Origin of the sequence: Lientehia hominis (genome assembly GCF_021044755.1) — a bacterium.
In the GTDB taxonomy this organism is placed as follows: Bacteria; Bacillota; Clostridia; order Lachnospirales; family Lachnospiraceae; genus Lientehia; species Lientehia hominis.
The window spans coordinates 288,789-313,614 of the sequence record NZ_JAJNOR010000005.1; the positions used below are offsets into that span (position 1 = coordinate 288,789).

Sequence of the window (24,826 nt, forward strand, 5' to 3'; positions counted from 1 at the left end):
TTTCTTCTATCTGGCGCTCGTATAAGCTTTCAGACAGATATTGCTGTCCTGCTCCTTCTCCGTATTCGCCCAGTTGCGCCCATCGGCGCTGATATAGCCTTCTCCATCGCTCAAATCCACCTGTGTCATGATCTCACTGCTCCCATCCTGGTATTCGATGGCCACTGGATGAACCGCCTCCGGAGTTCTGATACGCACTGCCATGGCAAAACGCTCTCCCGCTTTTACATCCACCGGTCTTTTCAGATCGACCGTATAATAACCGGCTTGTTCAAATCTCCCGGAAGCCACAGGCTCATCCAGGACCAGTTTTCCATTTTCCGGCGCACCGCCCAAAACATACACTTCATATTCCGTATCGGCTCCTGTAGCATAGAAACCGGCAGCTTCTATCCTCTCGTCGCTTCTTGCTCTGTAAACATTCGCGAAATACGCTTCCTCATCGCCATAGCCCAGCTGGCCCAGCCAGCCGCACAGATCTGCCTGATAAATGTTTTCATAGTTATCCGGAGAATCTATCCCTGTATAAGCCAGGCTGTGTATCCCAATATTTGTATCTGCATAGGAAACATAAAACAACCCGCCGTCTCCGAACTCCGTCCCCCAGCTGTTCATGCAAAGAAACGCTCCGTCCATCCCGGGATCTTGATTGAAGTTTTCCCTGGAATAAGAGTCATCCCAGCCCACGATCACGATATCATGATTGGAAATCTGATTCCCCGTATAATAATAAGAGTATGTATCCTCGTTATAGTATTCGGACTGGCTGCTTTCATCCTCAAGCGCCGTAAACAGGGAAGTCTGCACGCCGCCATGAAAATAGACCGCTCGTTTTATTCCGGCATAGTCTTTATTATCAAGAAGCTGGATCTCCTGTACATGCTTCACCGGCTCCAGCCCATCGGGAGACTCTCCGTCTCCATACGGATCGTCTTCTTCCAATACAGGGCCCTGCCAGGCCAGCAGGTAAGCCATGGACATGGTGTAATCTCCTCCCATATCCTGGGACATTCCAAAACTGTTTCGCAGGGAAATATGATCCTCGCTGAAATCAAAGGATTCCTGAGGAAGCAGAGAGGACTCCAGCGCTATCATCGTGGCAAAAGCCCAGCATGTCCCCAGCTCCCCCTGACTTCCGGCGGCCGGGCACCGGCCGTGCTCCCGATAATCATATTTGGATGGCACTGCTACCGCATTTACTCTGGTCCGAGTCGTCTCCTCTGTTTCTTCCGTCTCCGGCACAGACGGCAGTTCTTTGCTTTCAGGTTCTGTCTCCTTTCGTGTTTCCGCAGACTCCGTTGTCTGCTGCATATCCAAAGCTGCCCATGGCACCGTACATCCTGTCAGTGTCACGGACAAAACGCAGACAGAAATCAATCTGCATATCCATTTATATTTTAATTTCAATTTTATTCTCCAGACTCAGCCGGCCTGCTCCGCCTGGGCGGTTTCGGCCCAAGGAACTGATAAAAATACGTCTTCATCATCCCATTATAAATCTTCCTGTTCTTATCCGCTTTTTTTCCAATATATTTCTCCGCGTCTTCATAGGCCGTTATGATATAGGCCGACCAAGAATCCAACAGAGCAATTCTCTCTCCGATCGTACGGTAAAGACCTGGCAGACTTTCTTTTTCTTCCATTCTCTCTCCGTATGGAGGGTTTGTGATCAAAAAACCATATTTTTTCGGATGGCTCATCAGGGCCACGTCCCTTTGCTGAAAGTGAATCAGATGATCCACTCCTGCCAGCTGGGCGTTCTCCCTGGCTGCTTTAATTATTTCCCCATCCACATCATATCCCTGGATATCGGTTTCTACAGTCAGATCCACGGCCTCCCTGGCTTCCTCTCTGGCGCCGTTCCATTCCTGCTTCGGAATCAGATTTTCCCATTCTTCCGCACAAAAGGTCCTGTTTATGCCGGGGGCGATATTGGCTGCCATAAGAGCCGCTTCTATGGGAAATGTACCGCAGCCGCAAAAAGGATCCACCAGAATCCTGTCTTTCTTCCACGGGGTCAAAAGAATCAGGGACGCCGCCAGCGTCTCCGTGATCGGGGCTTTGCTGGCAAGCTTCCTGTATCCGCGTCTGTGAAGAGAATCACCGCTGGTATCCAAAGTGACCGTGACCATATCCTTCATTAAAAACACACGAATGGGATAGGCAGCCCCACTTTCTCCAAACCAATTTATATGATAGGTAACCTTAAGCCGTTCCACGATCGCCTTTTTCACAAGGGACTGGATATCGGACGGACTGAACAGCTTACTCTTGATAGAAGTGGCCTTTGTGACCCAGAATTTTCCGTTTACGGGAATATACTCCTCCCAGGGAAGCTTCTTTGTCTCATCAAACAGCTCTTCAAAGGTGAGCGCGCGAAAGCTTCCCACTTTGAGAAGTACCCTCTCGGCCGTCCTTAAGCCGATGTTGGCCCGGCAGATGGCTTCCGCATCTCCTATAAAAGTCACACGGCCATCCTCCACCTGACTGATTTCATATCCCAGATCAATAATCTCTTTTTTTAAGACTGTCTCCAGACCAAAGTGACAAGGGGCGATCAATTCATAAGTCTTCATCCGGTACTCCTCTGTATGGCGCATGCGCCCAAAATTCATAGTACCATTTTAAAGCCTTCCCCGTCTGCTGTCAATGCTCAAATCCGCCCACTGCCGCTTTGACATGATAGCCTTTTTCCATCAATTCCTTACCCGCCAGCATCGCCGTGCCGCCTCTTTCACAATAAAGCAGCAGCAATTTCTGCCGGGGAAGCATAGGGCGTGCTTCCTCCAAATACTCATATGGTATATTCCATGCTCCGTCTACGTGCCCTTCACGGAACTGTTCTCTGCTTCGAAGATCTATAATTATACAATTTTTGTCATTTTTATACTTTTCTATCTCGCGAAAAGCTATTGTTTCCAGCTCTTTCATCTTTTTTCACCATACTTTTACTTTCTCCCTATCCTACAATATAAGATATTCCTATTTCCGCAAAATGCCACCCGCAAATTATGTATGGATGCCCGAAGGCATCCAGGTTTTTAGTAGTCAGAGTTCTTCTGGCTGCAGTTCTGAGAATTGTTCTGAGAGCTATTCTGAGAGTTGTTTTTCTGAGAATTGTTCTGAGAACTGTTCTTCTGGGAATTATTCTGGCTGTTGTTCTTCTGGCTGTTTTTCTGGCTGTTCTGAGAATTGTTCTGGCTGTAATTCTGAGAGCAGTTCTGAGAGCAGTTTTCCTGGTTATTGGAATAATTCTTGGTATTTGCCATGGTGACATCCCTCCTAAAATAAATTTATCTTGCGTACTTAGTATCTCTGTATTTTGAGTTTTTATGCTTTTGGGGCCAGAAATTTCTTGACTTTTTTACAGGCGCTTATTATAATCGAACTAGGAAAAATGATTTTCCTTCAAATCTTTTTCCTGATTCAACCCCTTATTAATTATTTATACTCCCCTCAAAGAGAAAACCATTGCTCCCCTTTGGTTTTCTCTTTCTTTTTTTAATCTTTCTGAATTTTTTATGAGCATACTTGATTTATTTGTCAAAATATGAGATTCTAATGATAACGCATATAAGGCAGACTGAATTATCGCTGCCGTTATTGAATATAGAAAGGATCGACATGACAAAAGCCGAGTTTTTGGATACTTTGAGAAAAGCTCTGAACGGCCAGGTATCTCCTGGCGTGACCACAGAAAATCTCAATTATTATGATTCTTATATTTCCGGTGAGGCCCGCAAAGGCCGCAGCGAACAGGACATATTGGACGAGCTGGGTGATCCGAGACTGATCGCCCGGACTATTATAGATGCCGAAGGCGGACCGGCATCCTACGAATCGGGCCGCGGTCCCAGCTATGACAGTTATGGTTATTCCTATAACGATTCGGACGTTTCAGACAGCGATGTTTCGGAAAGAGACAGCCGGGGAGCTTTCCGTCAGAAAAGCTTCCATGTTAATAAATGGGTCGTATTTGGTATTCTATTCCTGGTATTATTTATCATCCTGAGTGTTCTCTTTTTCATGTTTAAGACCATATTCAAGCTCTTGTTCTCTTTTCACGGAATCTGGTTCTGGATCATCATACTATTCATCATCTTTTCCTTAACCAGGCGAAGGTGACCAATATGGATCTCATAAGAAAGGATAAAATATGAAGGCAGTGATTCAGCGTGTATCAGACGCTTCTGTCACCGTAGAAGGTGAAATCGTCGGACAAATTGGAAAAGGCTACCTTGTTCTGCTGGGCGTAGGGCAGGAAGACAGCCGTGCCGATGCGGACCGGATCGTAAAAAAAATGATCAATCTCCGGATTTTCTCCGATGAAAATGGCAAAATTAATTTATCTCTTCTGGATGTGCAGGGTTCTCTCCTCGTCGTGTCCCAGTTTACTTTATATGCAGACTGCCGCCACGGCAACAGGCCCGGCTTTACTCTCGCAGCAAAGCCGGAACTGGCATGTGAACTCTATGAATATTTTGTAGCCAAATGCCGTGAGACAGTACCCAATGTGGCCCATGGCACGTTCGGAGCCCATATGGACGTATCCCTCACCAATGACGGACCATTTACCATCATTCTGGAATAAACACAGCGACAGCCGACAGGTTGTCGCTTTTTTCATCCATTCTTCTGCCGATGCGCGCCAGCATATATGAAAGCCATGTCTTTGGCGTTCCTGATTTTAAAAGGTCTGTCAGCATTTCATCCTCCCAGACATTTTCCCAAAAACCATCCGTACACAAAAGAAACGCTGAGCCGGCCGGACTTCCCTCCTGTCTCATGATATCCGGACGGACCATCTCTGTTCCGCCCAAGGCCCTCAGCACTTTATTTCGGTCCTCGTGGAATCGGATCTGTTCCTCCCCGATTTCTCCGGCCAGGGCCGCCATCTGGGAAACACTGTGATCCAACGTGCGAAACCGCAGAAATCCATTCTGAAACCAGTACAGCCTGGAATCTCCCACATGTACTGCCGCCCATTCTTTTTCGCCACAAACAAGGGACACAAAGGTAGTCCGCATTTTCTGCCGCTCAGTTTGTCTGTCCCGTATGATCCGGTTTGCTTGTTCCAGAAGACTGCGGAGATTCTCTTCGGTAATCTGAGGGGTTTCCCGGAATCCCTGAACAAATGAACGCACCGCCGCGTCCGAGGCCTCGGCTCCTCCTCCGTGTCCGCCCAGGCCGTCTGCCACCGCGGCCAGAAATCCGGTATCTGTTTCCTCATAAAAAATCGTATCCTCATTGTATTTTCTGCTCCCTTGAAAGGAGCAGCCTGACGCTCTAGCTCTCATGCCCATATTCCCCGCTTAATTCCTCACCTCAAACACCTCATGCCCCATGTAAAACTGCTGCCCGCTCTGTAAAAGCACCTGTTCCCCAGTATTCAAACGCCTGCCGTCTCCCAAGAAAGTCCCGTAGGTCGAACCGCAATCAGACAGAAAGAAGTTCCCGTTTTTCAGCTCCAGAATGCAGTGTTTCCGGCTGATTCCCGGAATTCCGGATGGAAATACCAGATTACAGACGGACGGTTCTCGTCCGAATACCAACTGTCCCGGCTGACAACTGATAGTCTGTCCCGCATAGACACCTCCGATGCCAACTAACATGGCCGGCCCGGATCTGGATACTGCCTGCTCTCCCGCCGCTGCTGATAAAGGAGCGGCAGCCCGCGGCCGGCCGTATCCCGCCGGTATGGAACCATAGCTGTTGGTGATATCCACGATCTGGCGAATCCCCTTGTTCATAATCCAGAACAATGCCACCCATGCGGCTACGGTCAAAAGCACATAGGACAGATCTCCGACTATCGGAAGCGGAACCAAGGAAATCCCGGAATTCCATATAAAATGCAGTACCACGGATATAAAGAAATATTTTAAGAAATTGAGGTCTATAAAATGCGGCCCTTTCAGCGGCTCTCTTCCCTTTACCATGGCCAGGGCCCCACCATAGATGGCCGCCCATACCACATGGCCGCCCGGAGACAGCACTCCCCGAAGCACGACTGTAGCCGTGCCATATACTTCTCCTCCCACAGCCGCATAGTCAAATGCATAGCCCAAAGATTCTATGGCAGAAAAGCCTGCCCCTACGGCACCGCCAATCAATATGCCGTTCAGAATATACTTTTTGTCTGATTTTCTCAGAAAAAAAGCCAGCGCCAGCAGTTTGGCCGGTTCTTCACAGAAAGCGGCAAAGGATGCCGTCTCCGTGGATATCACCTGGAACAAGATCATGGAAATGAAAAAGGACAGGACTCCTCCGGCCAGAAACATCAGTATCACTTCATACAGCGGGATATTTCTCGGTATATTCATCTCCCAATAAAACAAAAGCGCCGTTATAGGCATGATAAAAGAGCCGACTGTCATAAACGCGGCATAGGATCTCATATAAGAAGACATAAAATATAGGACGACCGTCAGGATGATGCCGACTATGCCGACCCAGGCAAATACCCACGGCTTCCGCCATTCCCGCAGCATCTCATCTTCCCTGGGCGTAGTCTGCTGCGTCCCGGCCATAAACAACCGCTCACCGTCAGACTTTGGATGCTTTTTAAAAACATCAGAAAAAATATCTTTAAAATGTAAACCGGACGCTGCCGCCTTTCCAAAAAATTCTGTATTTCCTCCGTAGCGGACGCTGCTGCTGCAATGAGGACATCGGTCCGCCCCTTCCGGAATCGGGTTCCCGCATCTGGAACAATTCATCTGCTTTTCCTCCTATTCACACTGTAAGATCACCGCTGTAAAATTATCCTGGCCGCTCCGTCTGTGTGAAAGAACCATAGCCTGCAGATCCTGAGCCATCACCGCCGCATCCTGGACCGCCGCTTTCAATATCTCTTTCTCTGATATCGTTCCGAACACGCCATCCGACATGAGCAGAATTTTATCTCCCGGCAGAAGCGGAAGGCCGTGTATGTTTCGGTCTATCTTTTCCAACGGCTCTATTCCAATATAGCTGGTCAGAGCGTGCCTTTGAACATTTTCTCTGGCCTCTTTTATGGGAATCTCTCCTCTTGCCGCCATTTCATCCAGTTCTGAACCATAGGTATGCTCCCGATTGAGGATGGTCACTGTTCCGTTCCTCAGTAGACAAATCCGGCTGTCCCCCACGGAAATAAAATACAGCCGGCCTGCATAGATCCAGGCAGCCACCACAGTGGATCCACTTTGCTCATGACTCGTTCCCAGAAAACGCAGCGCCTCCCTTTCCGCATTCTGCACCATCTGCAAAAGCTCCATAGGAATTTCTCGTTCTCCGCGGAATTCCTCTCTATTCCCTTCTTCAAACCGGCTCATCATGGAAGAGGTCACGATCGCGCTGATCCTGGCTCCATTAGAAAGACCTCCCATTCCATCTGCCACAACGGCAAAAGATCCTCTTTTTTCACACAGTGTGCTGTTGGTCACATCGGAGATTGCAAAGCTGTCCTGCTGCTCTTCTCTGCCGCCGATATGATGCAGATTTCCTATGTGAGATACCGTCACCGGGACCGGAGGGCAGGCCGGCATCCGCACATCGGCGGCCCGGCCCAGTTCTTCGCCTTCTGAACTGTCCTCACACTCCCGTACGCTTCTTTTTTTTCTAAAAAACGCCCTGTACAAGAGCAAGGCAGCCAAAAGAAGCAGAATACCTGCTCCCAAAAACCAGATCCAGGCAGAGCTGATTCCGTTCCCCTTCCCCTTTGGATCTCCTTCCCCAGGTTCAGAAGCTGTTTCCAGGGCCTCCGCAGGTCCCGCTTCTTCACCTTCGCTTCCCGCTTCAGCAGAGCTCTCCTCTCCGGCCTCCGTTCCAAAAGGGGTACCAGACAGCCAGTCATCCGCCGTACCGGCGCCCAGGAACATTATGCCTATTTTTTCTCCCACTGAAACTCCTCCCCGCATAATGGCATAAACATCAGCGTTGTATTCCCCACCTCCAGCCGGTCAAAGGCTTTCAGCTCGTGGATCATCAACAGCGGCTCTCCGTTCAGATAGATGATATTCTGTCCGGTTCCGGGCGCGGCATAGAAAGCCTTGTGACGATCGTCATAGCTCACGATTCCCTGATTTTCCCTGGAGACAGCTTCGTCATGGGGCAGACAGACGTCCATTTTAGAACTGCGTCCGATAAAGTTATTTCCGCTGTGAAGATGGTAATCCTTTCCTTTCTCAGTTCCGTCGACGCACACCAGCCAGCCGACCACCGGATTTATCCCTGTCTTCTGCTGTATGACCGCAACTGTTTTCTGTCCTTCCTCCGGCTGCGCCTCCTGCCTTGGAGGAATCTTATAGCCTCCTCCTTCCTCCTGTCTCACCGGCATCGTAGCGCCGACGTTCGGCTGAGCAGACGTCCCATTCACATTCGCATTTGCCGACGCCCCCTGACAATACGGACATTCCGTATAAAGAGCCGGATCATAAAAGTGCCCGTTTGGACAGCGCTTCATTTCCATTTTTCCATTCCTCCTTTTCACTCGTAAAGATACGTCAGATAAAGGGATCCGTTTGTTTTATCGTCTATGATATTGGTATACATCAGAATGTACTCATATCCATATGGAACCTTGTATTCAAATACAGCGCTGTAGACTCCTTCTCCCTCTGCTTTCACCGGAAACTCATTGTCATTCATACTCGATGCGACACAGAGCTTAAGGTCTTCGTCGTCTCCGTCTGCATTTTCCTTCATGGCTATAATCATAAAATCATAATTCAGTATTTCCATGTCCCGGTCACAAATAAAGGAAATATAGACCTTAAGCGTCTGCGAACCGTCGGAGTTAAGACCATCCGCCAGATCACAGCCCTCTACTCTGTAGTCCACATAGGTAAGTCCCGCTTCTGTCCCTACCTCCAGATTCTGCATCTCATCCTGATTGATTCGGTCTATCACTGTATCCTGGTAGTCAAATGGCTCTCCCTGGTACATAAGCTCACCGCCGTCCCCCTCATTCTGCGGAATGCTGGGTTCCTCCTCTGTCTCTCTCTGCGGCGTCTTTTCGGCCAGGGAGGTCTTTCCGTTCTGCGTGAGCACCAGTTCGCTCTTGGAACCATTCACTGGCATGGAGTACAGGCTGTAAGAAGCATCCGAATCCTCCTGCACAATATAATAGACCGTATCGCCGGAAGAAAACAAAAGCTCCGGGACCTTGGAATCCAATACTTTCTCACCGCTTCCGTCCTTCTTCACCCTGCATAACGCTCTGTCATGGTCCACTCCCTGGTAATAGATCCAGTCTCCGCAGATATTGAACATATCTGCTTCCCCTATTCCAAGGGACTGATTCTGGCTTCCGTCCACACGCATGCGGTACAGCTCGTTGTCCTTGCTCATATTGGTATAGTAAACCCAGCCGTCCTGGACAATGAACATTTCCGATTCGTCTGTGCCCACCTTCTGCAGCTTCGTCCCATCCGTCTTCATCTTGTAAAGGATGCCGGAGCTGCCTTCATTTCTCAGAAAATAGACCCAGCCGTTTTCTATATTCAGCCCAATGTTTTCCCCGCTGTTGATAACCTCGTCCTTGCTTCCATCCAGGTTCATCCGATGTATCGCCCCATCATCATCAAAGTAATAAATGGTGCCGCCGGAGATCAAAAATCCTCCGACCTCCCTTCCTCCCACGGTCTGTGGGCTTTTCTCCGGATCTGAAAGAGGTCGTTTAACAACTCGGTAATCCTCATCCAGATAATAGATCCAATTCTTCCAGACGTTTACATACCCGCCGTTTTCCCCTTCAATGACCTCCCAGTTCCCAATGGAATTCTCTACCGCCAGATAGCCGCCCAACCGGCACGCATAAACATCACCCGATTTTCCCGAGGCCACAAATCCGTTATTGTGGATATTTCCGTTGCTGCTGCCCATGGCCGTACCGCCTCTTTTTCCCGTTGACAGGACCCATATGATTCCTCCTGCCAGGATACATATCAGAGCGATCAGGCCGATTATAACCTTCTTACCTCTTTTCTTTCCTTCTTTCTGCATAACGGGCGCAGCCTGGATGTTTCCCTCTGGCATCGCATATGGATTGGCCGCCGGATTTTCCGGCAGCGTCCTGTTTATATTCGTCTGCGGCTCCGGCACGGGAGGCTCTCCCGTAAAACTGCCTCCATACAGCGCGGCCTCCAGCTCCTCCACGTTCTGAAACCGATTCTCAGCATAAAGAGAAAGCCCCCTGACGATGGCCATATCCTGCTGCGGAGTCAGCTGAGCTCCCATCATGGAAGGCGGTTTTAATTCATCATGTCTCGCCCTTTCCAGCGGCTCCTCCGGAGACTCTCCCGTCACGCACCTGTATATTGTGGCGCATAATGCATAGACATCCGTCCAGGGCCCTTGTTCTCCGTGTGTCCTATACTGTTCTTCCGGCGCATAGCCCGGTTTCAGCAGCACAGACAGACTCTTTTCTCCCTCTGGCGAAATATCCCTGGCCGCTCCGAAATCCAGCAGTTTAACCTGCCCCTCTTTTGTGATCATGATATTTTCCGGGCTGATATCCCGGTGTATCAGACCTGATTTATGTACCTCAGCCAGAGAATGCATGACCGGCCTCATGAAATCCAGGACCTGCTGCGACGGAAGGCGTCCTCCCGCCTGCTCAGTATAAGTCTTAAGAGTTACCCCGTCCAGAAATTCCATTACGATATAGGCTGTATTGTTTTCCAGGAAAAAGTCTTTGACACCTACGATCCCGGGCAGAAAGTAAAATCTGGCCAGCGTCTTGGCTTCACTGAGGAACTTTTGCTTTCCCTTCTCATAATACTCTTCTCCGCCTCCCGTGTAGGCGATGACTTCTGTATTTCCTCGTGTTACAAAACCGGAGGGATAATATTCTTTGATCGCCACCTTGAGTTCCAGATTAAGATCCCAGCCCTCATACGTGATGCCAAAGCCCCCCTCTCCCAGAACGCGCTGCACCATATACTTTCCGTTCAGTATCGTGCGGAAAGGAAGATGATGCGGAGCTCTGGCCCCCTCCGCTCCGGAGTTTTTTTCCATGCTCTCCATAGACTGCTCCTCCCCGGCCCGCCATGCCGTTTTCCACGGCTCCGAAAGGCCATTATTCGCCAAAACATCGCTTGTTTTATTAATAATCCGAACTCATTGCTATCATATCATTTTTTCTCTGTCTTCTGTTCCCAAAAAATTTAGGAAGCCCGAACGCGTAATATCCTTGATGTATGATTTTAAATATGATAAGTTCTTATTAGAAGACTGTTTTTATCATTCTTCTATCCAAAGGAGAACTGCCATGCCAGCTGAAATACAAAAAGGACTGCCCGGAGAATTTCTGCTTCTTTTCACAGTTTTAATCTGGATCCTGTTCGTCCTGATCCGTCTCGGCAATTCTCAGAATATGCTGAACCGCTGGTGCTTTCTGAGCGGCATGGTGTTCAGCATAGGTGTTTTCAAAGAATATCTGTATTTCACCTTTTTCCCCTGGCTGATTTCTGCCTATCCTTCCCATTTTGATCAATCAAAGGCTCTGGCCGTCTATTCTGTGCTGACCGGAATCTTTTACTATTTTTCCATGCCGGCCGCTCTCGTTTTTGGATTGTATTACTGCCATTTTAATGAAAAGCATCCCCGGATGTTCCCATGGGCACGCCTGGCGGCTTTCCTCCCGGCTTTCGCCTTTGGCCTTTTCTTTCCATATCCGGATACCCGTTATTATCAGCTGAACAGCCGTCCATATTTCCTTTCCATCACATTTTATAATTGGATATATGGGATTTTACTGACTTTTATGATTGTCAGGACTCTGTACAAGGAGCGGCATGAAGAATGTTACCATCAAAAGAAGATGGTCTCCATCCTGGTACTGGTCCCCATCTGGTACTGGCTGACCAGCGCTCTACTCGTCCATTCCCTCGGTCTTACCAGATATTTCAAGGCCTGGCAGGGGAATTTCCTTATTATGGTATTCCTGCTGGTCTATTTCCTCCGCTACGCTTTCCGGGACGGCATCATGGGCACCAGGTTTAAGCACGAGACCTTTGACTGGGATAAAAAAGGCCAGCTGATAAATCAAAACGCCCGCTGTACTCAGCATCTTTTAAAAAACGAAATTTCCAAGATCGAATGGTGTGCCAAAAACCTCACCTCATCCTCTGGTCTGGAAGAGACTGGGGAATACGCCCGCATCATCGTCCATTCGACTGAGCATCTCAAAAGCTGCCTGGAAAAAATACAGTACTATTCCCAGGATATCCGTCTGAACCTTGAGCTGTGTTCCGTCTCCGACATTTTGAAAGACTGCATTGCTGCGTATAAACGCCAGTTTCCCAATATACAGATGGATATTCAGTGCAGCGAAGAATTGTTCTTGTCCTGTGACAGAGAATATGTCAAAGAGGTCCTCAACAATCTGATCCTCAACGCCGCGGATGCCATGGACGGAAACGGCACTCTCACCGTAAAGGCCTCCGTTTTTCCAAGACGGGAATGGCTCGTCATCTCAGTCAGCGATACCGGCATCGGTATCCGCCCGGAGGCTCTTTCTAAATTGTTCGAGCCTTACAGCAGCACCAAGACCTCGGATGGGCATATGGGACTCGGCCTTTATTTTTGCCAAAAAGTAATGGAAAAGCATGGAGGAAAGATTACGGCAGACAGCCTGCCAGATATGGGCACTACTTTTTCCCTGCACTTTCCCCGGAAAAAAGCTTTGCAAAATAGAAATGGAAATGGGTGATAATATGGGAGCCGACTACTCCGCTTCTAAGAAAATACAGATATTCACAGTGGAAGACGATCTGGACTTTGCTTTCCTGATACAGACCACTTTAAACAGAGAAAACGATATGGAAGTCATAGGCCATGCCGCAAACGAAGCCGACGCGCTCTGCCGGCTGGAATCCTGCAGACCAGACATTATACTGATGGATCTGAATCTGTCCTCCTCTCCTTCGGATGGAGTCCACGCGGCACGGCTGATAAGGCTCCGCACCGACGCGAAGCTGATCATCCTGACCGCCTATGAAGATTCGGCTACCATTGTAAACGCCTGTAAGCGTACCTTTGCTTCCGGTTATGTATTTAAGAGCCAATTCGATCTTCTGGTCGAAAGTGTGAGGAAAACCGCCGCCGGCCCTACGCCTCAGCTTCATCTCATCTGCTCCCTGATCGTATCCGACCTCTCTGCCGCTGAACAAAGCGTGCTCCAGATGCTCCTCGGAAAAAATGTATTCCTCCATTCCTCCTCCAAGACCATCGCCAACCAAAAAAGCAGCATCTTAAAAAAGATGGGACTGCGCCATCAGGAAGATTTGATACATATCTTTAAAAACTATCTGGAATGAGCCCTGCCGTATCCGGCAGGGCTCATTATAGATCAGACGTTCCGTCACAACGGGGGCACGCCACATTTATCCTTATTCCGCGGTCTGCAGCGCCGGCCGGTCCGCATACCGCCGGTGCTCCTGCCTTACCTGGCTTCTGATCCGTTCCAATAGCACATCCATTTCCTTCCAGCCTGAAATCTGTGCGTTCCTGCGCAGTTTCTCCTCCTGCATATGGACATTCATCACCAGATCATAATACATCTGTATGTCACAGATCCCTTGTCTGCACAATTTTTTTATGAGCTCCGCTGTCTCGGTATACTTTTTAAGAAGCTGCACTGTTGCTTTTTCACGGCTGTAAGGACATATCAGACAATTAGCTCCATATGCGATCAGCGCCCCCAGAATAATATAACACAGCCGGACAAGTACCATGCCGCCCACATCCGCAAAGCTGAACGAACTCATGAACACAGCACCTCCCAGCGCGCCCACTGTTGAACACGCAAAAGTGCCCGTATAATCAGCAAAATAAAATGACAGATATCCGGAAGCCATCATGGCTGCGGTACGTCCACCGGCCGAAGGGATGAGCGAATAGATCGTTGCAGAGGATACGCCGCCGATCACCGTAGCCAGCACACGCTTTTTCATTTTAGGCTGTACGTCGTCCGAATACGGAAGAGATAAAGAAGCCAGCGTGAACAGCAGCCATTTGCCATGTGGAAGAGCCAGAGTCTGCACAAACAGCGTAAACGCCGACAGCAGGATAGCCGTCCGCAGCGCGTAAGTCAAACGGACCGGGCTTACGCCAATGGCGGCCTTCAAGCGCGCTTTCGGAGACAACGCAGTTTTGCAAATGTGAGTGCGTCTCTTAGGACTGGTCATTTCCTGCAGTTTATCACGCACATATAATAGAGCGTCCTTTATCTCCCCCACTCTTTCAAACATCCCATCGTCTTCCGTAGGAAGACCGTCTTTTCTCCCGTCAAGAAACGCACGGTATTGATTCAATACAGAGCGCACCGCTTTCAGTTCCTCCTGTTTTTCTGGCTCGGACCATAATTCGTTCTCAGAGAGCAGCAGCAGAACGTGTTCGAGCCCCCGGCCCGCATCAATCATGGCAAAGCCGGCATCTGATACCTGAAAGAGCTTTTTTCTACGATCATGTACGGTCTGGCTGAGCCCGCAGACCTGACGATGAACTTCATTCCGGTCGGGCATGGAATCACACTCTTCCAGCCGGCAGCTGATGCTCTCCTGGGCAAAATCAATAAGACTGCACAATATGCCGCGTGCTGTCACTGCCACACGTTTCCGTCCCATGACCAGCTGATAACCAATCACCGATACCGCCCCTGCCGCCATCGCCAGCATCCGCACAGGCAGCCGGCTGAATCCGACAGGCGAGATAAACACCAGAAATAAATAGGACAATATGTAGGGAAAGTACAGATGATCCGCATATTCATAAGTAAACGCATACAAAATGGCAAAAATCATCATGAAGTTGACCGGCAGCGCCAGCCATGGATCCAAGTTGGATACGAGGCACGCACATACTGCCATCATCACCATTGTAAACGCCTGAATCATCAGATGCTTCAGAGGGACAGCCGTCAGATCGCGAACCATGGAAGCGGACATCATGATTGTAAATATCACTGCAACGATGTTGTTTTCCTGGCCGAAGATACGTGGGAATAAGTTGACATAGATAATGATGAAGATAAAACTCAATGTGGCAAAAATGAATTTCGCCCTGACATTCTGCGCAATTTTACGCATATATAACATCTCCTTTGACTATCTATTATAGCACGCTTCGCATGAAACAACAATTCCCTTTATGCATAGACTTATGGCAGCAAAATTGGGGACCTTTATGTTACAGGCATATATCGACTGTTTTGGAGAATAAAAAAACAGCCCCACAAAAGATTCTCACTTTTGCATGGCCGCTTTGCCCCAACTGTCTAAAACAGTTGTCTGAACAACACGTTTCTTTTTTCACGCGGCAGAGAAGATTCGAACTCCCGACACCTTGGTCCGTAGCCAAGTGCTCTATCCAGCTGAGCTACTGCCGCACATCATTCCAAATACTGATTATAATACATATTTCCAAAAATTACAAGCTTTCCATCAAATTTCTAAAAACAGTGCCGGCGACCGGAATCGAACCGGTACGGCTTTAAAGGCCGCAGGATTTTAAGTCCTGTGCGTCTGCCAGTTCCGCCACGCCGGCATGATGTTTTATTAAAACAACGGAACAAAACTTGTAAAACGACCCGGATGGGGTTCGAACCCACGACCTCCGCCGTGACAGGGCGGCGCTCTAACCAGCTGAGCCACCGGGCCAAAATCTGACGCTGTAAAACTGATGATATGATTTATCTGCTTTTGTGGGAAAAGAGTGGACCTTCGGGGACTCGAACCCAGGACCGACCGGTTATGAGCCGGTTGCTCTAACCAACTGAGCTAAAGGTCCATATAAGAAGCAAAGCCGATGATCGGACTCGAACCGATAACCTGCTGATTACAAATCAGCTGCTCTGCCAATTGAGCCACATCGGCAAAATCATTCAAGTGACTCCAAGGGGATTTGAACCCCTGTTACCGCCGTGAAAGGGCGGTGTCTTAACCGCTTGACCATGGAGCCTCATGTCTGCTAAAAAAACTCCGTGGAGTCTGCTGACTTCCCGTGTACAGCTCAAACTACCACACGGGGAAACTATCTCATTTTCATATACTCAACGAAACGATAATACCATAAACTCGGGGGGTTTGCAAGAACTTTTTTCTTTTATCTGAAAAATTAACACTTTTTCTTTTAGGGCGTAAGTCCTCATGGTACTATCCCGGATGTCTTACTCATATATTTTAGCAATACTGCCCTTGGTGAATGCCATGAATAAATCGTCTCAAAGAAAAAAAATCATAATACGTGTCTTTATTTTTGCCCTGGCTTATCTAGTGGGATATGCAGCCGCCCGTTTCACCAGGCCGGCCCCCTCCAAAGCCGTATCCTCTTCCGCCGAAAGCAATTGGGGACTGAGCTTCCAACAGGAAGGAAAAGCGCCTGTCGGCAATGCTACTGCCGATTATCTGAAGAAATTCAATGCCTATTTCGTCCAGGAAACCGAAGATAAAGTGATTTACCTGACCTTTGACGCCGGATACGAAAACGGAAATACGGCCGCCATATTGGATGCGCTGAAGAAGCACCAGGCGCCGGCCACCTTCTTTGTGGTGGGCAATTACATAGAAACAAGTCCGGATCTGGTCAAACGAATGGTAGAGGAAGGCCACACCGTCGGAAACCACACGTATCATCATCCGAATATGTCCCAAATCTCCACAAAGGAAGCCTTTGAAAAAGAATTGGGAGACCTGGAAAAGCTCTTCGAAGAAACCACCGGTCAGACCATGACCAAATTCTACCGGCCGCCTCAAGGAAAATACAGCGAAAGCAATCTTCAGATGGCCAATGAAATGGGCTACCGGACCTTTTTCTGGAGCCTGGCCTATGTAGACTGGTATCAGGATGACCAGCCTACAAAAGAAGCCGCCTTTGAAAAGCTGCTGGGGCGTATCCATCCCGGAGCAGTCGTCCTTCTCCACAGCACTTCTTCCACCAACGCACAGATTCTGGATGAGCTTCTGACCAAGTGGGAGGAAATGGGCTATCATTTCGATTCTCTGAACAATCTGCCATCATAAATTCAAAGAGGAAAGGCTCGAGGACCTGATCACTCTTTTCGTCTGTCCGGCGCGGGGCCCACTGATTTTCTCCAGCTTAAGACCGGCATGATCGAATCACAATAGATATTGCTGCTCTTTTGCAGCAGTTTTGATTTCAAGATTGAAACGCAGTTTCTTGTGATACTTTCGCTGGGCAGACGGACAGCGGTAAGAGGGGGCATGGAAAACTCGTTTAAAGGGTTGTCGTCAAACCCGATAACGCTGACATCTTCCGGAATCCTTTTTTTGTGCATATACAGAGATTTATAAGCTCCATGAGCTACGATGTCGCAAAACGAGATCACTGCCGTGAATTTAGGACTATAGTCCTGAGCTTCCTCGTCCCACATGCTGTTGAGCACCCCAAATCCGCTCTCCACAGTCGTTTGGGTATACCGGATCCTGGAAGAGTCAAAAGGAAGTCCGTATTCCTTAAATGCCCTCTCCACCCCAGAAACAAAACGTCTGCTAAGCGGAAAGTCCAGAGGCTCACAGAGGATTATCACATCCTTATGTCCTTGAGCCAATATCGTACTGCCCGACAGATATCCTCCGGCTTCATAATCTACGTCCACATAGTTGCAGTCGATTCCCTGTATCTTCCGGCCCATCAAAATAAGTTCCCCTTCCCTTCCGGAAAAGAGGCGTAAATTATCCATATTACAAGTCGCCGGCGAAAAAATCACGAAATCCGGCTGTTTTGACAAAATAGAGAGTATAATATTCCGCTCCGTATCCTTATCAAACTGCGGATCGCATACCAGCAGCGTATAACCGTATTTGTTCATTTCACAGGTAATGGCGTTCAGCATATAGCTGATCACCGAATTAACCGTGTCGTTTATGATTGCGGCGATTATCTTGGTTTCTTTTCCTCTGAGTCCCCTGGCCAGCATATTGGGAGAATAATGGAGCTCCTTAGCTTTCTCCCACACAATCTGTCTCGTCTCCTCTTTAACCAGATTGCTGTTATTCAAGGCCTTTGACACAGTAGAAAAGGAAACGCCCAGTTCATTCGCTATGGTTTTTATGGTTACATTGCTGGATTTCCCCTCCGTACTGGAAGATTTACTTTTTTTCATGTTTTTCCTCACATCCCTTTGGAAACACTAGCGTCGATCGACACCCTGCATTTGGCTCCTGTCAATCGACGCTATTTATAACGATAGTACCATTATCCGTTTGTTTCCAAATTTTGTCAATTCCTTCTGTCTTTATTCCAAGATTCCTCTAGACCATTTCTGCTTTTCTCTTTTGATCGTAGGAATCTATACCGATAATGACCGCTATGATGATTCCGATCACCAATTCTTTCGCATATGCGTTCAAGGAACCCATTCCCAACGCACTTTCCAGAACGGTAAACAGCAGAAGTCCCAATGCTGTCTTCCAGGCATTTCCAATCCCTCCCGCAAAAGAGGTCCCGCCAAGCACCGTGCCGCAGTTCACCAGCAGCGCCGTCGTGTCCCCATAAGTAGAAGCACCTGTATTTAAACGGGCTGTGAGCAGCACGCCTCCCAGTGCAGCCAGAAAACCGCTGATCACAAACGCCAGCCATTTTGTCCTGAGCGCAGGAATCCCCGAATATTCCGCCACGTCATAGTCGCCTCCCACCGCGTAGCAGTTCCGCCCAAATTGGGTAAAACGCAGCAGACAGCAGGTAGTGATCAAAATGAGGAACATCATCACCGTTATATTGGGAAGTCCTAAAAAGCTGCCTGTCCCAAATTCAAAAAAAGCTTTATTTGTTCCGGCAATGGGATGGGCATCTGTCAGCTGCTGCGCCACTCCTTTCAATAAAGCCCCCATTCCCAGCGTAATGACAAATGCTTCTGACTTCTGCCGCACAACAAAAAATCCATTGACCGCACCAACCAGAACTCCCATCAGCAGCGCGAAGATTATGCAAATGAAAAGAGGATATTTTCCCATCATTTTTACTGTGATGATTCCCGCCAGGCACATGATCCCGCCGACTGACAGATCACAGGCGCCGCTTATGACGACCACTGTAACTCCGCAGCCGATTGTAATATACACCGAAGCCGACTTTAACATATCAACCATATTGTATACCGTAAAAAAAGAGGTATTCACTAAAGGCATGACAGCAAAGACAAGGATAAGTGCAGCAATCGCTTTTTGCCGGTAAACTGCCGTTAATATCTTTTTCGCAACCCATTTTGTTTTCATGCCGCGCCTCCTAACTATTCCTTTTGCTGTCCAGCCAAATGGCCAGGATCAAGACCAGCCCCCGCACCACACTCTGCATATAACTGGAAATCCCCAGCAAATTCATACAATTGGACATTAAAGAGATCAGGACTACACCCAGCACCGTTCTCATCACGCTTCCGTTCCCGCCCTTCAGCGAGGTGCCGCCTATCAATACCGCGGTGATCGCATTTGTCTCATAAGTCTTTCCAATCACCGGAGACGCTGTCGTAACGCGGGAGACAAGTACTACAGAACCTATGGACGCCAGCAGCCCTGAAAGTGTGTATACAAGGACAACGACAGCATTTACCGGAATCCCTGATAATCTGGACGCGACCGGGTTTCCTCCCGCAAGCATGACAGAACGGCCGATATAAGTCATACTCTGTAAAATCTGCAGTATGATCAGGCAGACAATGAAGATAACCAGAGAAACAGATAGAATTCCCCACCCTCCTTTACCGATCACCTCGAAAATCTTCTGATTTTCTCCAAGCTTCTGTGTTACGCCTCCGCTGTACATCAGAGCGAGCGCGCTGTATGCCATCCCCATCCCATAGGAAATAAAAAGTGCTTCTGATTTTCTGTTCGCACCGACCACCAGTACTACCGCCCCGATCAGGGCCCCCGCTGCAGTCCCGATTACGATTCCAGCCAAGATCGCGCCCATTTGGCCAAGCGGTTCGATCAAGGAGACCGTCACTACCGCCACCAGGGAAATCGTCCCGGCCACGGAAAGATCCAGGTATCCGGCAAAAATAACAAAGCTCATTCCAAGGGACACGATGCTTAGAGGGCCAAGCTGCCGAATAATATTGAGCAGATTTGACGCGCTGAGAAAACGCGGCTGATAAATCATGGTGATCACGACAAGAAGAATAATACAAAAACCCACAAAATAATTTTTAATGAATGAAAAAAAGGCGTTTTTGAGATTAAGTTCTTTTTTCATATTCTTTCCTCCGTTACGCCAACGCACTCTTCATAATCTCTTCCGCCGACGTATCCTCAGGATCAAACTCACCGGTTATACGTCCATCGCTGATAGTCAGGATCCGATTGCTCATACTGAGCACTTCCTGAAGCTCAGAAGAGATCATAATGATAGAACCGCCGTTTTCCACAATTTTTTTCATCAGCAGATAAATTTCATATTTAGCGCCCACATCAATCCCTCGGGTCGGCTCATCCAGAATTAAAATTCTGGAGTCCGTCTCCAGCCATCTCCCCAGTACGCACTTCTGTTGATTTCCTCCTGAAAGATTTTCTACCCTGGCATTGATTCCCGGTGTTTTTATCGCCAGTGACTCCATCTGACGCTTTGCCATACAAACTTCGCTCCCTCTGTTCAGGAAGATCCTCTTCGCCAGGCCTTTAAGAGCCGCCATGGAAATATTCGATTTCACTGAAAAAGGCAGGATAAGCCCCTGCTGTTTCCTGTCCTCCGGAACCAGGGCAATGCCGGCTTTTTTTGCGTCTGCGGGCTTTTTTATGGAAACAGTTTTACCGTCTATCTGAAGAATCAAGCCTTTCACCTTATCCGCTCCAAAAATCGCCCGGACGATTTCCGTACGTCCGGATCCCACCAGCCCTACCATTCCCAGAATCTCGCCGCGTTTCAAAGTAAATGATATATTCTTAAGCTTCCTGGAATTTAAATTGCTGATTTCAAGTAAAGACTCTCCAACACAATGAGGCCGTTCGGGATATTCATTTTCAATGGTTCTTCCGACCATTTTTGCGATCATCTCATCCCGCCCCAGTTCTTTGATCGGTTTGGTATCCACTACGCACCCATCGCGCATGATGGTAACTCTGTCACAATATTCAAAAATCTCGTCCAGTTTATGGCTGATGTAGATGATCGTGATCCCCTTTTCGTGCAGATCCTTAATAATGACGCTCAAATGCCGTATTTCTTCAGTGGTCAAGCTGCTGCTGGGTTCATCCATAATAATCAGCTTTGCCTGAAAAGAAAGGGCTTTCGCAATCTCTACCATCTGTTTTTCTGAAACGCTTAAGCTCTCCACCGGCGCATGGGTGTCGACAGAACAATTAATGCTGTCCAAAAGTTTCCTTGCCTCCCCGTGAGTCCCTCTCATTCCCTTCATCTTTCTGAAACGTCCCAAAAATATATTTTCTCCTACACTCATGGTATTAACAAGATTAAATTCCTGATATATAATACTCAAGCCGCTCCGCAGCGACTTAACCGGCGTCGTGTTCTCCACCGTTTCACCATCAAACTCTATCGTGCCGGAATCCTTTTCATATACACCTGACAGAATCTTCATAAGCGTAGATTTTCCAGCGCCATTTTCCCCTACGATTCCATGGATATCTCCGCGCCGGATGCGGATACTGACATTGTTCAGCGCCCTGACTCCCGGAAATGATTTGTTTACATTACAGATATTTAAAATATTATCTGTTATTTCGTCTGCCATGTGTCTTCTCCTTTCATCTGTCATGACGAGAATCCAGTCTCTGCTTTTGTGCAGAGACTGGATACATAGCGGCGTCCCCATATGGCGCGCAGATCACCAGCCTGGATCGATGCTGTCCACGTTTTCTTCTGTCACGAGAATCAAATCGGGATGAATAATTTCTTCTACTTCGCCGCCCTCCTGCAAAGTTTTAATGGACTCAATGCATACTCTGGCCATTGTATTGCAGTCCTGCATAATAGATGCGTATACCCAGCCCTCCCGGATCAGGTCAAAACCATTGTAGCAGCCGTCAATTGTCACCATAAAAACATCGCCCGGTTCATACTTTGCCGCTTCCAGGGCTTCTACCACGCCGACGCCGCCGTTATCCCAATGGCAGAAGATCCCATCCATTTTATCTCCGTGCATCACAATGAAATCTTCTGCAATGGTCATCGCGTCGGAAGTTGACCAAGAAGTACAGGACTTGCTGTCCAGGATTTTTATATTGCCGCCTTCGATACCTGCCGCAAATCCATCGCGCCTGCGGATCTGTGCGCTGTGACCCGCCGCCCCTTCTATGCAGACCACCTCGGCCCCGTCGGGAAAATGTTCCTTGAAACACTCCGCCGCCATTTCTCCCGCCACCAGATCGTCCGGACCAACATATACGTCGCGGTATTCATGGTACATCTCATCAATATCCCCCACTGTCGTTATGACTAATACGCCGGCTTCCTTCGCTTCCATCATCGCGGTTCCCAAAGCGGCAGAATCAATCGGATCAAACACCACAGCCGACGCTCCCTGAGCTACCGCGTTGCTGATCATATTTGCCTGTGTCTGCGCGTTGGCCTGGGGATCAAACAACGCAGATTCATATCCCATTTCATCGCAGTATTTTTCAAGGCATTTGGAAACGTAGACCAAATTCGGGTCCGACATATCGCTGGGGATAATAGCGACCAGTGAACCTTCCTTTAATCCTTCTTCTTTGGATCCGCCTGTACTTTCCTCCGCACTTTTCGACGCTTCCTTTGTCTCCTGTCTGACCTTTCCTCCTCCGCATCCGGCGCAGAACAGAGTCAAAATAAGAACTATGGTGATCATAATATTATATCGTTTACTCATATTCTCCTCCCTTTTTCCTCTACTGATCTTAAAGTTTTCCCATTGCCCGGTCAACCGCGGCGATCGTATAATCAATGTCGGCCTCCGTATGGGAAATATTCATATACCACCTGGCAGCAGGAAGTGTAATAACTCCCTCTTCCTCCTGTAGGATTCTGCGGAATTTTTTAAACAAAGGGATATCGATCTCCTTCATATCTTCCGGAGTATATACCCGCTGTCTGCCGCCCTCCACGCCAAACAACGTGAAGAATGCTCCGGGGCAGTCGTTGATCCGCATCTTTATGCCGTGCCTTCCGGCACTTGTGAGAATTCCTTCAATCAATTTATCCTCTAGTGCGTACATTTTCTTGTAAGCGGCTCCGCCGTCCCTTTCCAGGATTTTTGTCGTGGCCAGGACCGCGCGCATACCGAGATTCCATCCGTTAAATGTACCGGAAGCAGCCACCTTTCTGCCATCCAAAATGCTCATAACTTTTTTCCGACCGGCTACGCAGGCCATGGGAAGTCCTCCCGCAATGGATTTTGCCAGAGTACAAATATCCGGCGTTACACCGAAATATGTCTGAGCGCCGCCGAAGCCAAGCCGAAAACCAGTGATGATCTCATCCATACTCATGACTACGTTGTACTTGGTGCAAAGTTCGCGGATCAGTTCCAGAAAACCCGGCTTGGGGAAAAATCCAAAGTGATTGCAGACGATCGGCTCAAAATGTACAATGGCAATCTCATCATGATATTTCTCCATCGTCTTCTTGAAAACATCAAAGTCATTCCACGGAAGAATGATATTTTCCCTGATCGCTCCGGGAAATTTTCCGAGAGTCTGGTAATCACTGTCCGGATCTTCCTCGGCTACAGGCATCTTTTCTGATTTCAGATCGCCCGGTCTGCCGCCGTAGATATTATCGATCCATCCGTGGTAATTGTCGGTAAAACGTAAAATCATGTTTTTCCCTGTATAGGCCCTTGCAATACGGATCGCCATCTGCACCGCCTCACTGCCTGTCATATTAAATTTAATCTGCTCGGCGCAGGGTACATATTTTGTAATAACCTCGCCCACTTCTACATCGTCCTCGGAAAACAGAAGATTGCTTCCTGACAAGGTCGCCGATGTCTCCAGAGCATCTTCCAAAGCTCTTATGTACTCGTCATTGCAGTGTCCAAGCAAGGTTGGCCCAAAAGCACTGTTGAATTCAATATATTCATTTCCGTCAATATCCCACACATGCGATCCCTTTGCCTTTTTGATAAAAAGACGATAATCCGCCACTTCATAGGGGTCTTTGTTGTTTGAATGGCCCGCAGGATAAATTTCATTGAACCTTTTAGATAGTTCCTTGCTTTTCGCGCAGTCATTAATCATCTCTCCTCACCTTTCTTTCCGTTTTCTATTTACAACGTTATTATTTTTGTGGCCAACAAAAATTTATGATTTTATCTTATCACTCCTTTTTGATTATTGTCAACTGTTTTTTGATAATTCAATCGTTTTATCTCTTTATTTCAATATTAATGTGGTTTTCATCTCCGTTTCACTGTATTTTTCCTTTGTAATGCCCCTCTACGTCTATCTTCTTTTTTAATAATTTGATGTATTTCATGATTTTATTATGATTTTTTTGTATACAACGTTATTATTATTGTATAATGCAAAAATTGTGAAATAAAAAGTCCCGAGTGCTACTCGGGACTTTTTCTGTACCTTAATTTATCATTATTAAATTTGAGGACTTTTTAGCTCCCCGAGTAGGGCTCGAACCTACAACAACTCGGTTAACAGCCGAGTGCTCTACCATTGAGCTATCGAGGATCATCTCTGAAGGCTAGTCTGCCCACCTTCCGGGCTTCCCATACCTTCAAAACTGCACATTGTCATCCATCTCCAGAACATCCTAAACCGCCTGGACAAGCCCTCGGCCGATTAGTACTGGTCAGCTCCATACATTGCTGCACTTCCACCTCCAGCCTATCTACCTCGTCGTCTTCAAGGGGCCTTACTAGCTTTTGCTATGAGATATC

At 48.0% G+C, this 24,826-nt stretch carries 21 protein-coding genes, 7 tRNA genes and 1 rRNA gene; 5 read left to right on the forward strand and 24 right to left on the reverse strand.

The window, feature by feature from the left end:
* Nucleotides 1–6 precede the first annotated feature (6 nt).
* From LQE92_RS10305 to LQE92_RS10320, 4 genes are all read right to left on the reverse strand, one after another.
* Nucleotides 7–1,407, reverse strand: coding sequence for a lectin like domain-containing protein (locus LQE92_RS10305; protein ID WP_231062877.1), 1,401 nt, complete (start codon nucleotides 1,405–1,407; stop codon nucleotides 7–9).
* 2 nt (nucleotides 1,408–1,409) lie between these two features.
* Nucleotides 1,410–2,576: a THUMP domain-containing class I SAM-dependent RNA methyltransferase gene (locus LQE92_RS10310; protein WP_231062878.1), complete on the reverse strand. Its 1,167-nt coding sequence runs from the start codon at nucleotides 2,574–2,576 to the stop codon at nucleotides 1,410–1,412.
* A gap of 70 nt (nucleotides 2,577–2,646) precedes the next feature.
* A complete protein-coding gene (locus LQE92_RS10315) occupies nucleotides 2,647–2,931 on the reverse strand; it encodes a rhodanese-like domain-containing protein (protein ID WP_231062879.1) in 285 nt (94 codons plus the stop codon).
* Between the two features lie 110 nt (nucleotides 2,932–3,041).
* Complete coding sequence (locus LQE92_RS10320) at nucleotides 3,042–3,269, reverse strand: hypothetical protein (protein ID WP_231062880.1); 228 nt, start codon at nucleotides 3,267–3,269, stop codon at nucleotides 3,042–3,044.
* A 355-nt stretch (nucleotides 3,270–3,624) separates the two neighbouring features.
* Here LQE92_RS10320 and LQE92_RS10325 point away from each other — a divergent pair, with 355 nt between their 5' ends.
* Complete coding sequence (locus LQE92_RS10325) at nucleotides 3,625–4,125, forward strand: DUF1700 domain-containing protein (RefSeq protein WP_231062881.1); 501 nt, start codon at nucleotides 3,625–3,627, stop codon at nucleotides 4,123–4,125.
* A 31-nt stretch (nucleotides 4,126–4,156) separates the two neighbouring features.
* Nucleotides 4,157–4,591, forward strand: coding sequence for a D-aminoacyl-tRNA deacylase (gene dtd / locus LQE92_RS10330; RefSeq protein WP_231062882.1), 435 nt, complete (start codon nucleotides 4,157–4,159; stop codon nucleotides 4,589–4,591).
* Here the strand turns inward: dtd and LQE92_RS10335 are convergent.
* Genes LQE92_RS10335 through LQE92_RS10355 form a run of 5 tightly spaced genes read right to left on the reverse strand, consistent with a single transcriptional unit; the run spans nucleotide 4,578 to nucleotide 11,007 of the window.
* Entirely contained in the window at nucleotides 4,578–5,297 is a 720-nt protein-coding gene (locus LQE92_RS10335; protein WP_231062883.1) for a PP2C family protein-serine/threonine phosphatase, read from the reverse strand. The genes dtd and LQE92_RS10335 overlap by 14 nt on opposite strands.
* A gap of 15 nt (nucleotides 5,298–5,312) precedes the next feature.
* Nucleotides 5,313–6,719: a PrsW family glutamic-type intramembrane protease gene (locus LQE92_RS10340; RefSeq protein WP_231062884.1), complete on the reverse strand. Its 1,407-nt coding sequence runs from the start codon at nucleotides 6,717–6,719 to the stop codon at nucleotides 5,313–5,315.
* 12 nt (nucleotides 6,720–6,731) lie between these two features.
* On the reverse strand, nucleotides 6,732–7,880 hold the full coding sequence (locus tag LQE92_RS10345; RefSeq protein WP_231062885.1) for a PP2C family protein-serine/threonine phosphatase: 1,149 nt from the start codon (nucleotides 7,878–7,880) through the stop codon (nucleotides 6,732–6,734).
* Complete coding sequence (locus LQE92_RS10350) at nucleotides 7,865–8,449, reverse strand: FHA domain-containing protein (protein ID WP_231062886.1); 585 nt, start codon at nucleotides 8,447–8,449, stop codon at nucleotides 7,865–7,867. Before LQE92_RS10350 ends, LQE92_RS10345 begins: the two co-directional genes overlap by 16 nt.
* Before the next feature lie 17 nt (nucleotides 8,450–8,466).
* Nucleotides 8,467–11,007 carry a DUF5050 domain-containing protein gene (locus LQE92_RS10355; RefSeq protein ID WP_231062887.1) on the reverse strand — a complete coding sequence of 847 codons (2,541 nt, stop codon included), beginning with the start codon at nucleotides 11,005–11,007 and terminating at the stop codon, nucleotides 8,467–8,469.
* Nucleotides 11,008–11,251: 244 nt separating this feature from the next.
* Here LQE92_RS10355 and LQE92_RS10360 point away from each other — a divergent pair, with 244 nt between their 5' ends.
* Nucleotides 11,252–12,694 (forward strand): sensor histidine kinase, encoded by a 1,443-nt coding sequence (locus LQE92_RS10360; protein WP_231062888.1) that lies wholly within the window; start codon nucleotides 11,252–11,254, stop codon nucleotides 12,692–12,694.
* Nucleotides 12,681–13,301 (forward strand): response regulator transcription factor, encoded by a 621-nt coding sequence (locus tag LQE92_RS10365; protein WP_231062889.1) that lies wholly within the window; start codon nucleotides 12,681–12,683, stop codon nucleotides 13,299–13,301. The genes LQE92_RS10360 and LQE92_RS10365 overlap by 14 nt, the downstream gene beginning before the upstream one ends.
* A gap of 72 nt (nucleotides 13,302–13,373) precedes the next feature.
* Here the strand turns inward: LQE92_RS10365 and LQE92_RS10370 are convergent, their stop codons facing one another.
* The 7 genes from LQE92_RS10370 to LQE92_RS10400 form a co-directional block, all read right to left on the reverse strand.
* Nucleotides 13,374–15,071, reverse strand: coding sequence for an FUSC family protein (locus LQE92_RS10370; RefSeq protein ID WP_231062890.1), 1,698 nt, complete (start codon nucleotides 15,069–15,071; stop codon nucleotides 13,374–13,376).
* A gap of 225 nt (nucleotides 15,072–15,296) precedes the next feature.
* Nucleotides 15,297–15,370, reverse strand: a tRNA-Arg gene (locus tag LQE92_RS10375).
* A gap of 73 nt (nucleotides 15,371–15,443) precedes the next feature.
* Nucleotides 15,444–15,528, reverse strand: a tRNA-Leu gene (locus LQE92_RS10380).
* Nucleotides 15,529–15,567: 39 nt separating this feature from the next.
* Nucleotides 15,568–15,641, reverse strand: a tRNA-Asp gene (locus LQE92_RS10385).
* Between the two features lie 56 nt (nucleotides 15,642–15,697).
* Nucleotides 15,698–15,771: transfer RNA gene (locus tag LQE92_RS10390), tRNA-Ile, on the reverse strand.
* A 13-nt stretch (nucleotides 15,772–15,784) separates the two neighbouring features.
* Nucleotides 15,785–15,857: transfer RNA gene (locus LQE92_RS10395), tRNA-Thr, on the reverse strand.
* 13 nt (nucleotides 15,858–15,870) lie between these two features.
* Nucleotides 15,871–15,942: transfer RNA gene (locus tag LQE92_RS10400), tRNA-Glu, on the reverse strand.
* Between the two features lie 248 nt (nucleotides 15,943–16,190).
* Here LQE92_RS10400 and pdaA point away from each other — a divergent pair.
* Nucleotides 16,191–17,003: a delta-lactam-biosynthetic de-N-acetylase gene (pdaA, locus tag LQE92_RS10405; RefSeq protein ID WP_231062891.1), complete on the forward strand. Its 813-nt coding sequence runs from the start codon at nucleotides 16,191–16,193 to the stop codon at nucleotides 17,001–17,003.
* A 29-nt stretch (nucleotides 17,004–17,032) separates the two neighbouring features.
* Here pdaA and LQE92_RS10410 read toward each other — a convergent pair whose 3' ends face one another.
* From LQE92_RS10410 to LQE92_RS10445, 8 genes are all read right to left on the reverse strand, one after another.
* Nucleotides 17,033–18,106, reverse strand: a complete 1,074-nt coding sequence (locus tag LQE92_RS10410; protein ID WP_231062892.1) for a LacI family DNA-binding transcriptional regulator — start codon at nucleotides 18,104–18,106, stop codon at nucleotides 17,033–17,035.
* Between the two features lie 148 nt (nucleotides 18,107–18,254).
* Complete coding sequence (locus LQE92_RS10415; RefSeq protein WP_231062893.1) at nucleotides 18,255–19,217, reverse strand: ABC transporter permease; 963 nt, start codon at nucleotides 19,215–19,217, stop codon at nucleotides 18,255–18,257.
* Between the two features lie 10 nt (nucleotides 19,218–19,227).
* Nucleotides 19,228–20,193, reverse strand: a complete 966-nt coding sequence (locus LQE92_RS10420; protein WP_231062894.1) for an ABC transporter permease — start codon at nucleotides 20,191–20,193, stop codon at nucleotides 19,228–19,230.
* A 13-nt stretch (nucleotides 20,194–20,206) separates the two neighbouring features.
* Nucleotides 20,207–21,688 (reverse strand): sugar ABC transporter ATP-binding protein, encoded by a 1,482-nt coding sequence (locus tag LQE92_RS10425; RefSeq protein ID WP_231062895.1) that lies wholly within the window; start codon nucleotides 21,686–21,688, stop codon nucleotides 20,207–20,209.
* Between the two features lie 93 nt (nucleotides 21,689–21,781).
* Nucleotides 21,782–22,801: a sugar ABC transporter substrate-binding protein gene (locus tag LQE92_RS10430; protein WP_231062896.1), complete on the reverse strand. Its 1,020-nt coding sequence runs from the start codon at nucleotides 22,799–22,801 to the stop codon at nucleotides 21,782–21,784.
* Between the two features lie 28 nt (nucleotides 22,802–22,829).
* The gene (locus LQE92_RS10435) at nucleotides 22,830–24,170 is read right to left on the reverse strand and encodes an aspartate aminotransferase family protein (RefSeq protein WP_231062897.1); all 1,341 of its coding nucleotides are present in this window, start codon (nucleotides 24,168–24,170) and stop codon (nucleotides 22,830–22,832) included.
* 375 nt (nucleotides 24,171–24,545) lie between these two features.
* Nucleotides 24,546–24,617: transfer RNA gene (locus LQE92_RS10440), tRNA-Asn, on the reverse strand.
* A 91-nt stretch (nucleotides 24,618–24,708) separates the two neighbouring features.
* Nucleotides 24,709–24,826: ribosomal RNA gene (locus LQE92_RS10445) — 23S ribosomal RNA — on the reverse strand; the annotation flags it as partial.